Consider the following 12,314-nt stretch of genomic DNA (forward strand, 5'->3'; position numbering starts at 1 on the left):
GCCCACCTCACTCCTGCAGGCTGGACAGCAGTTCATGAAGGCGATCCAGGCGCTCACCTGGATCGTCGAGCGAAAGCAGCTCATTTTTCTGATCAGGCGTAAAAGGCAGCAGGTATCCTAGCCGGTAACCCAATTCGCACTGCCCTCTGGCCGTCCCATCCAGATCCAGCGCAGCCACCATAGGATGCTCGGCCAATGCCTGCAACAGGGCCGCCAAGTCATCATGCTGATCGCTCAAAGGGCGCTCGACCGGCTCGTCCAGCCACTCAACCGTACCCATAGTCAGCTGATCATCCTGAACTTCGGTATCCAACAGTCGAAACCGCCGTACACCCTCGACCCTGACGCCCAGCAACCCATTGGACTGCTGCTGCCAGTCCCTGACCACCGCTTCACAACCGAAGCCTCCAAGACGAGTTGGTGCAGCACCCACTTCCTCTCCTTCAAGGATAGTCACCACACCAAAACCGATGTTCTGCTTGAGACAGCGACTGATCATGTCGAGGTAGCGAGGCTCGAACAGCTGCAGATCCAAGGGGCAGCCTGGAAAAAGCGTGGTCGACAGGGGAAACAAGGGAAGCTTCATAAGGCATCTCGATCTATCGTCAGGATTGCCTATTGACGACTTTAAGTCCGCCACGTGCAATGGCGGACCCGAAAAACGTCACATTTAGAAGCGATAAACTTCCGCACCCGTACGAATGGGAATGATCTTGGGAAGCTTTGCAGGTGCCTCAACTTCTTGAGCCACTTGTGTCCTGGACTGCCTGGAAGATGACTTGGCGGCTTTCCTGGAAGCCTGCTCAGCCGCAGTGACCGCGCCGGATAGCTGCTTGGCCAGCTGCTGCAGCAGAAGGCTCTGGGCTCTGACCTGATCTGCTTCGGTTCCGTTGTGATTTTCCTCAAGGTGAACCATCCGACTGCCCCTGAGCTTTTCATTACTATCCAGCAGATACCAGCGTGCATCGAGCACAGCAGACTGCTTCGGGCCGGAGTCCAGGCGAGAAATCTCCAGTTCAACCATGATCTCAGGTTTGTACCCTTCGGGGGCATCTCCTATCACGACCCTGTTACTGTTGAGACGCCATGCCATCTGACGGAGCAGTACATGCTGCATATCATCAGTGAGAGAGCCTGCCCAGCGCGCCTTGCTGTCCGATAAGGAACCATCGGGGTGCCGCTGCAGCAGGGTGTCGTGCTGCAGATAATTGGCAATGTTCAGGCTGCGAATTTGCACGGCGGTGCCGGCCCTGGTCTTGGGAACCGAAGCCGTCCCGCTGTCCAGCTGATAATAATGAGCCGGATATAGGCTAGCGCAGCCGCCCAGACCCAAGGTCATGGTAGCTGCAAGCAATGCCATCAAACACGTTCGCTTCATTGAGTACCTACTGTCGAGCCACGTCCTGGCTGAAACCGATTACGTCGGACGAAAACAGACGGCGAATCATCCTAGAATTTTACGCCATCTTCCAGCCAATCCGATCAAATCTCGATATCCAAGGCATCAACACGCTGGAAACCGCGTGGCAGTTTGTTGCCGCGACGCCCGCGCTCACCTCTGTAATGCTCAAGGTCATCGCCCTTGAGGGACAGGGTCCGCTTGCCTGCCTGCAACACCAGCTGACCACCTGGCGGTACGATGGCAAAGCCCACCATGTACTCTTCACGACTGGCGACCTTATCACCGGGAATCCCAATGATCTTGTTGCCTTTACCCTTGGCCAGCTGAGGCAGATCAGACACATTGAAGACCAGCAGACGCCCTTCAGTCGTAACTGCTGCAAGCAGATCCTGCTCAGCATTGCGAACCACCTTAGGCACCATGACCTGCGCCCCCGCCGGCAAGTTAATCAAGGCCTTGCCCGCCTTGTTCTTTGCCTGCAGATCTTCACCTTTGACAACGAACCCATATCCTGCATCGGATGCCATGACATACAGCTGCCCGTCATCCGGCAGAAGTACCGTTTCGAACGTAGCGCCCGGCGGCGGCGTAAGACGCCCCGTCAAGGGCTCACCTTGTCCCCGCGCAGAAGGCAGCGAATGTGCAGCCAGTGAATAGCTTCGCCCCGTGGAGTCGATAAAGACGGCAAACTGATTGGATCGCCCTGGCGCCGCGGCCTTGAATCCATCTCCCGCCTTGTAGGAAAGGCCGGTGGCATCGATGTCGTGCCCTTTGGCGCTGCGAACCCATCCCTTTTCAGACAGGACAACCGTTACCGGCTCAGTAGGCATAAGTTCGGTTTCAGACAACGCGCGCGCTTCCGCACGCTCGACAATTGGCGAACGCCGCTCATCGCCATACGCCTCGGCATCCTGGATCAGCTCATCGCGCACCAGCTTGCGTAGCTTCTTGTCGCTGCCCAATAGCCCTTGAAGTCGCTTCTGCTCTTTGAGGAGTTCGTCCTGCTCGCTCTTGATCTTCATTTCTTCCAGGCGCGCCAGCTGACGCAGCCGGGTATCGAGGATGTAGTCAGCCTGGGTCTCGCTCAACCCGAAACGAGCCATCAGCACAGCCTTGGGCTGCTCCTCGGTACGGATGATATGAATCACTTCGTCCAGATTGAGGAAGGCGATCATCAAACCTTCGAGCAGATGCAAGCGGCGCTCGACCTTGTCCAGACGGAACTGCAGGCGACGGCGTACAGTGCCGATACGGTACGTCAGCCACTCACCCAATACCTGCCGAAGGTTCTTGACCTGCGGCTTGCCATCCAACCCGATCACGTTGAGGTTTACGCGATAGCTGGACTCCAGATCGGTTGTGGCAAACAGATGCTGCATCAGCTCGTCGAGGTCGACCCGATTGGAGCGTGGTACGACAACAATACGGGTCGGGTTTTCATGGTCGGATTCGTCACGCAGGTCAGCGACCATCGGCAACTTTTTGGCTTGCATCTGGGCAGCGATCTGCTCCAGCACCTTGGCGCCCGACACCTGATGCGGCAGCGCTGTGATGACAACCTCGCCATCTTCCTTGCGGTATACGGCACGCATGCGTACGGAGCCGCGACCTGTCTCGTAAAGCTTCAGAAGATCCGCACGTGGGGTGACGATCTCTGCCTCGGTCGGAAAATCCGGACCTGGCACATGCTCGGTCAACTGAGTAACCGTTGACTGCGGCTCATCCAGCAGACGGATACACGCGGCGGCGACCTCCCGAAGGTTATGGGGAGGAATATCGGTAGCCATCCCTACGGCGATACCGGTCGTGCCGTTGAGCAACAGATTGGGCAGCCGAGCAGGCAATACCGCGGGCTCATCCATGGTGCCGTCGAAATTGGGCACCCAATCCACAGTACCCTGCCCCAGCTCAGTTAACAGGACTTCGGAATAGCGGGACAGCCGCGCCTCGGTATAACGCATGGCGGCAAACGATTTGGGATCGTCAGGGGCGCCCCAGTTGCCTTGGCCATCAACCAGTGGATACCGGTAGGAGAATGGCTGCGCCATGAGCACCATGGCCTCGTAGCAGGCACTATCGCCATGCGGATGGTACTTACCCAGCACATCGCCTACGGTACGGGCTGACTTTTTGTGCTTGGCATCGGCGCTCAGGCCAAGCTCGCTCATCGCATAAATGATGCGCCGCTGCACAGGCTTCAAACCGTCGCCGATATGAGGAAGGGCTCGGTCCATAATGACGTACATGGAATAATTCAGGTACGCCTGCTCGGTAAAATCGGCCAGCGAACGGCGTTCTACACCGTCCATACTCAGATCGAGAGAGTCGCTCATGCGGTTTACTCTTGTTTCGTATACTGGCGCAGCAGCAAGGTGCCGCCGCGCTGGGTGAATTCAAGTTGGCGCAGGGCGCTCATACCAAGCAGCACCTGATCACCATCGATATTGGGCGCAACCAGCGCACGTACGTCGTGCAGCACGATATCGCCCAATCGAAGCTCATTGATACGGGTACGCCAGCCTTGGGCCCGACCATTGGCTGTGCTCAACAGAACAGGGCCGCCATGGGGCAGTTTCAGCGTGGCCGCCAGCTCAGCTGACAGGGCAACATCAGTTGCGCCCGTATCGACTACAAAGGTGACGTCCTTGCCATTCAGCGATCCGTTGGCCAGAAAGTGTCCTGCACCATTACCGGCCAGACTAACCTCGATATAGCCATCGCCGTGCTGGGAAACAGGCACCTGATTAGGGTTTTGCCGCTGCAGCTCAAGGCCGCCAAACCAGTGCGCCAAGAGCCATAGCCCTGCCCCCCACGCAAGAAAGAGCATGACGCGTCCGGCACGCTGGCCTGCCGTCTGATGACTCACGGTGCGTCCCAGCCCGCGGCGGGTGCAGCGTACTGCAGAACGTAAGGCCGCTTGTCACCATCCTCGCGCGCCAGATCACCGGTATCCAGGCCAATCCAGGCGCCTCGCTCGTCTATCCATAGCGCCTCGGCCAATCCCCAGTTCTGCCGGTAATGCCGAACAGGGGCCAGCAGTGTTTTAGCGAATGACCAACAGCGTTCGGCAATACCCGACTCAGCGCTACGACGACAGAGTTGATGAGCCGCACGTTCCAGGGTAAAGAGCTTTCCGTGGTAATAGACCATGTCGGAAAAGTCGACAGGTAGCGGGCCGCGTTTACCCAGCGCAGGCGGAATCGGTGTGGTCCCGCCCTCGGCAAACATGACGCAGCTACCATGACAGACCCACTTATCGCCATGCTTGAACAGCGTCAGGATTCCGCGGCGCTGCCGCTCTGCTGCCAGCCAGATCTGCTGGCCATCCGGGCTTACAGAGATACCTTCATAAATGGAATTGAAGTGTGTAAGAAGACCATGACGGTTTGCCTGTGACATCAGGTTCCAAGGCAGCTTCAACCAGGACTGACCACCCTGCACAGGATCGAGCAATACTGCCGCGTATCCTTCGCTGACCAGATAACGGTTACCCGCCTCATCACAGGTGATGCCCTCAAGATCGACCGTCCCGCCTCGCTTGTACTCTGCAAGGCGGACAAACAGGCGAAGGTTCCAAGGCAGCCCTGCTGAAGGCGGAGGGCCTGCCGAAATCGGATGAGCTTCGGCCTTCCAGATCTCGCCGCTCGAGTCCAGACGATAATATTGATCATCATCGCGATCCGATACCGTCCAGAACTCACCCTTGCACAGTGCCAGGCCGGATAGATTGCCGCCTCGCATCCCTTCCACAGGGTATTCTGCTTCCAAGCGCAGCTCTTCCGCTGCCCTGGCCTGCTGCAGACCGATACCTAGCAGTATTAACAGAGCCCACAGGCGCCAGTGCTTACTCAAACAAGCACCTCAGCCAGGTTCCCCTTGCTCTCCAGCCAGCTTTTGCGATCCCCAGAGCGTTTTTTTGCCAACAGCATATCCATGATTTCGAGCGTCCCAGGGGTGTCCTCCAGGGTAAGCTGCACCAGCCGTCGTGTATTGGGATCCATCGTGGTCTCACGCAACTGAAGCGGGTTCATCTCACCCAGCCCTTTGAATCGGGTCACCTGTGGCTTGCCACGCTTCTTCTCGGCCGCAAAGCGATCAAGGATACCGTCTCGCTCGGCCTCATCCAGCGCATAGTAGATCTCCTTACCCAGGTCAATCCGATACAGGGGAGGCATGGCGACATAGACATGCCCGGCCTCCACCAACGGTCGGAAGTGGCGCACAAACAGTGCACACAGCAGCGTGGCGATATGCAGACCGTCAGAGTCGGCATCCGCCAGGATGCATATTTTGCCGTACCGTAGCTGGGAAAGGTCCGCTGCACCGGGGTCCACGCCAATCGCAACCGCGATGTCATGAACCTCCTGGCTACCCAGAACCTCACCACCGTCGACTTCCCAGGTGTTCAGGATCTTGCCGCGCAACGGCATGATCGCCTGAAACTCCTTATTGCGAGCCTGCTTGGCGCTACCGCCTGCTGAGTCCCCTTCAACCAGGAACAGCTCACAGCGCAGCGGCTCCTGCCCTACGCAGTCCGCGAGCTTACCGGGCAGCGCGGGGCCTTGAGTGATCTTCTTACGCTCAACCTTCTTGCCAGCCTTCAGGCGACGCCCGGCATTATTGATGGCCAGTTCTGCCACTTGCAGCCCCAGCTCTGGGTTGGCATTAAGCCAAAGGCTGAAGGCATCCTTAACGACACCCGAGACGAACGCTGAAGCCTCACGCGAGGAGAGACGCTCCTTGGTCTGGCCAGAGAACTGAGGCTCCTGCATCTTCATCGACAGGACGAAGGCGATGCGCTCCCAGATATCCTCGGGCGCAAGCTTGAGACCACGAGGCAAGAGATTGCGAAACTCGCAGAACTCACGAATGGCATCGAGTAACCCCTGGCGCAGACCATTGACGTGCGTTCCGCCCTGGGCAGTAGGAATCAGGTTGACGTAGCTTTCCTGAACCGACTCGCCGCCTTCAGGCAGCCACAAGAGTGCCCAGTCGACGGCTTCCTTGTCTGACGCCAGGCTGCCGAAGAACGGAGCCTCCGGCAGGCGTAAGGCGTCACCTACCGCATCAACCAGATAGGAGCGCAGGCCATCTTCATAATGCCACTCGATGCGCTCACCGCTGGCCTTGTCCTCGAAACTGACCGCAAGGCCAGGGCAGAGAACGGCCTTTGCCTTGAGAATATGCTTCAACCGGCTGACAGAAAACTTTGGCGAGTCGAAGTATTTAGGGTCCGGCCAGAAATGAACACTCGTGCCGGTGTTGCGCTTGCCGACACTGCCCACTACGGCCAACTCACTCGCCTTGAAACCATCGGCAAATGCCATGGCATATTCGCTGCCATCACGCTTGACCTTGATCTCGACACGGGTAGACAGCGCATTCACTACAGAAATACCCACCCCGTGCAAGCCACCGGAGAACTGGTAGTTCTTGTTGGAAAACTTACCGCCGGCGTGCAGCTTGGTCAGGATCAATTCGACGCCTGATACGCCTTCTTCCGGATGGATGTCGACCGGCATACCACGGCCGTCGTCGAGCACTTCCAGAGAGTTATCCTCATGAAGGATGACCTGCACACTACGGGCATGACCGGCCAGCGCCTCGTCGACACTGTTATCAATCACTTCCTGCGCCAGGTGATTGGGACGAGTCGTGTCGGTGTACATGCCCGGGCGCTTGCGCACCGGATCCAGTCCGGACAGGACCTCGATAGCTTCTGCGGTATAGGCGTTTTGCTGGGCCATAATCTCTATTTGAAAGTCGAAAAATCGATGCCATGCCACAAGACAGGCGAGAAACCGGCAAAGGACAATAGCGAAGGCAGCTTTTCAGCGAAGTTCTGGAAACCATGGTCTCCACCCGCTTCGATGCGCAATGCACATCCTTGATAAAGCGCCTGGGCGTCGCGATAGTCGAGCGTCTCGTCAGCCGTCTGCAGCCACACCTGGTAGCGGGAAGGATCCTGAGGCGCGCCCACATCGAGCGCCGCCAGCGCGTCAACGTGAGCGTCCGTTAATACCCACTCCTCACCGCTGTAGTAGTTTTTCTGCGGCCCCCTATAAGCATCGATCAAACGCCAGGGGCGCACTGCCGGATTAACCAGTAGGGCCTTCAGGCCATAACGCTCGGCAAGAACGGTGGCATAGTAGCCGCCTAATGAACTGCCGACCAGTAAAGGCTGGCCCAAAGCAGCCAAAGATGTCTCAAGCTGAGACATGGCAATGACAGGGTCATAATGAAGATCAGGCACGCGAACGCACCCCTGCAGGCCGAGCCGCTGCATGCAGGCATGGAGCTGGCGGGCTTTGAGGGAAGCCGACGAGCTATTAAAGCCGTGGATATACAGTACAGAAGGCACCGGTTAATCCTGTATAAATAACCAGTGCTATATTAACCTTTTTTTGGCTCTTCTTGAAGGCCTATCGGCTAATAACCACTGCCCTGAAAATCCACATTGAAATCCACCCCTTCTACCCGCGAGATACCGGTTTCGATCGCACCGTCCGGTAATAGCCTGAGCCAGCGGTAGCCTGGGGCTTGCATGCCCACTTTGAAATCAACGCTGTTCGGCTCGAACTGCAGCCCTGTTGACGGTGATGCCAACAGGCGTACGCCGTTACGTATCTGATCGAATTCCTGATGGATATGGCCCCAGAGAATGACGCGCACCTGCGAATACCGATCCAGCACTTCAAAAAGCGCCTCAGGATTGAGAATCCCTAACGGCTCCATCCACTGGCAGCCCACCTGAACAGGGTGGTGATGGAAAGACACCAGCACGTGTCGATCCGGTGCTTCGCTCAATGCCTTTTCGAGCAGCTCCAGCTGCTCCTGGTCGAACCGCCCGGGCACAGCACCATTAATGGTCGAATCCAGCATGATCAGCCGCCACTGCCCCATATCGAGCACGGGGTCCATGAGGTCTGTTCCGGCACAGAAGGTCTGCATCACCTTGACCTTGTCATGGTTGCCCGGCAACCAGCGGGCAGGCGCATCAAGGCAGGCCGTAAGCTCCTTGAAGGACTGGTAGGCCTCGGGCGTACTTTCCTGTGCCAGGTCTCCGCTGGCCAGTATCAGGTCTATCGTCGGCTGCTCGGCTCGTACGCGCTCTACAACCTGTTCCAGGCTATAGCGGGTATCCAACCCCAACAGGCGCCCCTCGGGAGAGGAAAACAGGTGACTATCGGTAAGCTGGACCACAAGCGGTGCAGCGAGGAAATCTGGCGACGTAGCCAAAGCCATCTCCTTGAATCGCGGCGTCTACAACAAATCAAAGTGTAGAGAGTGCATGTAAGCGCACCTAACAGATGGTGCACAGTTCACACTTGTAACCGATGAACTGTATGCCGACCCCTGTTTGACAAGCTATTACATCACGCAGCGACAAAAGGTCGTTTTACGGCAGCAGGCGACGGTAGCAGCATCAAATTAAATGCTAGCACAAAGCCATTATTCGCGTATCGATCCGTGGCTGGGAGTTTCTATGGCGGCGAGACACGCGCGCCGGAGGACAAAGCGGTAATCAGCGCTGCAGGACAGGTTCAGACTCGTGTCCGCATGCCATGCAGTGGCTCAACCATTCGCCTAGAAACAGGTTCAGCTGCGTCTTTTCGTCAGGATGGTTCATCAGCTCGTTCGGATACGGATAGATTGCTTGTAGCCGGCGGGTCGGCCCCGCGCTGATGACCTCTGCCATGCGTGCATCATGGTAAACACGCACTTCAAGCCTGGGCACAGGCAACCAGGGAAGCCCAAGCTCCTGGCTGACCTGCAGTGTTGTTGTATATGGACACGCCTCGGTCACTTCCAAGGCCAGTATGCCCAACAGCTTTTCTCCCTGCGAAAGCGCCACACGACGGGAAATCAGTGCCTCGCGCATCTTGGGAAGAAGCTGCATCAGTCGCAGATAGTTGGACTCGCACGTGGCCTGCAGCCCCGGCAAGTCAACTCGGTAGCGATCCCGCCCTTTCAAACCCATAAACCACGTACCTCGGCGCGATTGAGCGCCAGCCATTGCAAGGCAATCATTGCCGCTGCGTTATTGATTTTTCCATTCTTGACGGCGTCCAGCGCATCCTCGAAAGGCATGACGTGAACACGAATATCTTCCCCTTCTTCAGGCAAGCCGTGCACACCGCCAGCCTCGTCGCTGTCCACACGGGCCAGGAAGAGATGCACCAGCTCGTCACTGCCACCTGGAGAGGGGAAGTAAGTGGAGATGGGCCATAGCGATTGCAAGGCCAGACCAGCCTCTTCTTGCGCTTCGCGATGAGCGACCTCTTCGGGCACCTCATGGCTCTTGTCGATCAGCCCGGCTATCGGCTCAAGCAGCCACGGATTATCACTTTTATCGATGGCCCCAACCCTGAACTGCTCTACCAGCACTACCTTATCCCGCTTGGGATCGTAGGGCAGTACGCAGACCGCATCGTGCCGAACAAAAAGCTCCCGATCCAACCGGCGACCCATTTCGCCGGAAAACAACCGATGCCGTAAATATAGACGGTCTACGCGATAAAACCCTTTGAAACACTCTTCGCGGCGCTCAATTTCGAAGTCGCCTGGGGCTGACTTTACGTTTTCGCTCATCTAAGCCTCTCCGGACTTCAGTCGTGACAATCGCGCCATCCTAGCGTGACCGCTTGAAGGATGCAGCCCCTTGGCAGTACCGCCCGGAAGACAGGAAGATATGCGGATGACTGAACGGTTTGATGCCGAACTCATTGCACCGGATGCACTCGAAGCACATCCTGAGCACAGCCCCTCTACCTACCAAGGAGCCCCATGCGACTGTCCAAACTACTTGTTATCGCCAGCACGGCCGTTTTATTGAGTGCCTGCCAAAGCTTTTTCAAGCCTGACCTGAACGAACCGCTCAAGCCTAAGCGTGTGGCGTGGGAGCACCGTCCGGCGGGCTGCGCTAATGCTGACTGCCCCTTCGTCAATGTCGATACGCTGAAGTTCGACGATGAACACCTTAATGCGATCATCGAGCAAGCCTTGCTTGAGGAAACCCGACCGGAACCGGGAGCCCCGGTAGCACAGTCGCTGGACGCTTACGAGCAGGACTTCCTGCGCAATGCGCAGCCGCGCTGGAGCAGTTACCTGCAGGCCAACATACGCGAGCAGCATGACGGGCTGGTGATTGTCGAGCTGTCATCCTATCTGGACACAGGCGGTGCCCACGGCCAGCCGGGCCGCAGCATCATCAATTATGATCGTCAGCAAAAGAAAGTCCTGACGCTTCAGGACATCCTGGTGCCAGGACAGGAACAGGCTTTCTGGGATGTAGCCAAAACCGCCCACCAGGCATGGCTGATAGCCAACGGACTCAAGGACGACGGTGCCTTCGAGAAAGAATGGCCCTTCGTCAAGACATCCAACATTGCACTGGATTTCGGTGCCGTCACGCTGAAGTATGATGTCACCAGCATTGCGCCCTACTCCATGGGCCATCCGCTTATCAAGATTCCCTATCCCAAGCTGAACGGCATCGTGCGCCCTGAATACTTTCCAGGCCGCCGCGCGCTGTAAGCCTGCTAGCCTGGCGATGCGAATCGCCAGACTACCGACTCCTACCGTGCAATCAGTCTCCCCAGCACTAACTGAAGTAGACCCGCCAGGATCAGCGCCGGCAGGGTTGCCCCCATTACGGGCCAGAAAGCAGCAAGCAGATGATAGATCGCTACACCGCAGCCCCAGGCGATGAGGGTGTCCCAGCGCAGCGTCGTCATGGCTACATGATCGGCGTGCTGGGTACGAAGGATAAAATGGTCGACCAGTACCACGCCAAAGAGCGGAGCGAATACCGACCCGATGAGCAGTAGAAAGTGCTCGTATTCAGCCAGGGCAACCTGCCACGCGATGAGTGTACACAGCACGCCGAAAGCCAGTGACAGATGCTCGACCTTGAGCCGAACCAAAATGCCAGAAGACACGGCAGCTGAATGAATAGCCGCAAATGTATTTTCCGACTCATCCAGCAGGATCAGCAGCAGGGGTATGCCTACGCCTGCGCCCGCCAGGGCCAGTAACAGAGCATTGGTCTGGCTTGCATCAGCGAAAGCCAGGGTATAGGCCACGCCCAGTCCCATCAGCCAGAAGTTGCCCAGGCAGTAACCAATGGCCGTGCCGCCAAACACGCCAGCCTGCCCGCGCCCAAACCGAGCATAGTCGGCAATCAGTGGTAACCAGGACAGCGGCATGGCGATAGCAATATCGAATCCGGCTGCAAAATTCAGTGATCCATCACCAGGACGCGCCCACAGCGCAGCCAGATCTGCCTTGGAGAAGAAATTCCAGGTCAGCCAAATGCAGGCGGCCAGGAGCAGCCAAATACCCCAGCGACGCAGAATGCGGCGAACGAAGGTAAGCGGACCGGCGACCGCCAGAATCGTGACCAGTACGCCGAATGTCAGCGTCCAGAAGACCGGATTGGCCAGCCAGCCACCCGCCCCCAGGTAACGGTCCGTTAGGAGAAGGGCTGCATCTCTCATAACCACCAGCTCGAAGCTGCCCCATCCTACCAGCTGCAGGATGTTCAGTACGGCAGGAACTACCGCACCGTAGCGCCCAAGGTTCAGCTTGAGCGCCGACATGGCTGAAAGGCCGGTGCGGCTCCCGATGGTCCCAACAACGGCCAGGAGCAGTGAGCCGGCAACCGACCCACATAGAATCGTAAGCCAGCCCTGGGCAAGGCCAAGTCCGGGAGCCAGAAGCGCCCCGGTCTGAACCACCATGAGTCCGACACTAAGCGAGAACCACAGGGAAAAGAAATCACGTCCGCCTAATACACGGCGTGCGTCAGGCACTACGATGTCGGGTGAATAGGTGCTGGTCGTACTCACGATAAACGATATCTCGGGTAGTCAACGGGGACAGGCGCGCTTTTGAGTCGCCCGGAACATAA

12 protein-coding genes are annotated in these 12,314 nt (G+C 57.5%); 1 reads left to right on the forward strand and 11 read right to left on the reverse strand.

Annotated features, from left to right (window positions below; all coding sequences use genetic code 11):
• Positions 1-7: 7 nt before the first annotated feature.
• The 10 genes from EAW52_RS17970 to EAW52_RS18015 form a co-directional block, all read right to left on the reverse strand.
• On the reverse strand, positions 8-586 hold the full coding sequence (locus EAW52_RS17970) for an LON peptidase substrate-binding domain-containing protein (RefSeq protein ID WP_122043429.1): 579 nt from the start codon (positions 584-586) through the stop codon (positions 8-10).
• A gap of 84 nt (positions 587-670) precedes the next feature.
• Complete coding sequence (locus EAW52_RS17975) at positions 671-1,378, reverse strand: membrane integrity-associated transporter subunit PqiC (RefSeq protein ID WP_122043430.1); 708 nt, start codon at positions 1,376-1,378, stop codon at positions 671-673.
• 104 nt (positions 1,379-1,482) lie between these two features.
• Positions 1,483-3,735, reverse strand: coding sequence for a DNA topoisomerase IV subunit A (gene parC / locus EAW52_RS17980; RefSeq protein WP_122043431.1), 2,253 nt, complete (start codon positions 3,733-3,735; stop codon positions 1,483-1,485).
• Positions 3,736-3,740: 5 nt separating this feature from the next.
• A complete protein-coding gene (locus EAW52_RS17985; RefSeq protein ID WP_122043432.1) occupies positions 3,741-4,268 on the reverse strand; it encodes a TIGR02281 family clan AA aspartic protease in 528 nt (175 codons plus the stop codon).
• On the reverse strand, positions 4,265-5,254 hold the full coding sequence (locus EAW52_RS17990; protein WP_122043433.1) for an esterase-like activity of phytase family protein: 990 nt from the start codon (positions 5,252-5,254) through the stop codon (positions 4,265-4,267). Before EAW52_RS17990 ends, EAW52_RS17985 begins: the two co-directional genes overlap by 4 nt.
• Positions 5,251-7,149: a DNA topoisomerase IV subunit B gene (gene parE / locus EAW52_RS17995; protein WP_122043434.1), complete on the reverse strand. Its 1,899-nt coding sequence runs from the start codon at positions 7,147-7,149 to the stop codon at positions 5,251-5,253. Before parE ends, EAW52_RS17990 begins: the two co-directional genes overlap by 4 nt.
• A gap of 5 nt (positions 7,150-7,154) precedes the next feature.
• Positions 7,155-7,763, reverse strand: a complete 609-nt coding sequence (locus EAW52_RS18000) for a YqiA/YcfP family alpha/beta fold hydrolase (protein ID WP_019364033.1) — start codon at positions 7,761-7,763, stop codon at positions 7,155-7,157.
• Positions 7,764-7,831: 68 nt separating this feature from the next.
• The gene (gene cpdA, locus EAW52_RS18005; RefSeq protein ID WP_122043435.1) at positions 7,832-8,647 is read right to left on the reverse strand and encodes a 3',5'-cyclic-AMP phosphodiesterase; all 816 of its coding nucleotides are present in this window, start codon (positions 8,645-8,647) and stop codon (positions 7,832-7,834) included.
• Between the two features lie 280 nt (positions 8,648-8,927).
• Positions 8,928-9,383 carry a DUF1249 domain-containing protein gene (locus EAW52_RS18010; RefSeq protein WP_010797081.1) on the reverse strand — a complete coding sequence of 152 codons (456 nt, stop codon included), beginning with the start codon at positions 9,381-9,383 and terminating at the stop codon, positions 8,928-8,930.
• Positions 9,374-9,994 carry an NUDIX domain-containing protein gene (locus tag EAW52_RS18015; RefSeq protein ID WP_010797080.1) on the reverse strand — a complete coding sequence of 207 codons (621 nt, stop codon included), beginning with the start codon at positions 9,992-9,994 and terminating at the stop codon, positions 9,374-9,376. The genes EAW52_RS18010 and EAW52_RS18015 overlap by 10 nt, the downstream gene beginning before the upstream one ends.
• A 195-nt stretch (positions 9,995-10,189) precedes the next feature.
• Here EAW52_RS18015 and EAW52_RS18020 point away from each other — a divergent pair, with 195 nt between their 5' ends.
• On the forward strand, positions 10,190-10,939 hold the full coding sequence (locus EAW52_RS18020; RefSeq protein WP_122043436.1) for an RsiV family protein: 750 nt from the start codon (positions 10,190-10,192) through the stop codon (positions 10,937-10,939).
• 41 nt (positions 10,940-10,980) lie between these two features.
• Here EAW52_RS18020 and cytX read toward each other — a convergent pair whose 3' ends face one another.
• Entirely contained in the window at positions 10,981-12,255 is a 1,275-nt protein-coding gene (cytX, locus tag EAW52_RS18025; protein ID WP_122043437.1) for a putative hydroxymethylpyrimidine transporter CytX, read from the reverse strand.
• Between the last annotated feature and the right edge of the window lie 59 nt (positions 12,256-12,314).

Source organism: Pseudomonas sp. LTJR-52, from assembly GCF_003691465.1.
Classification (GTDB): Bacteria; Pseudomonadota; Gammaproteobacteria; order Pseudomonadales; family Pseudomonadaceae; genus Chryseomonas; species Chryseomonas luteola.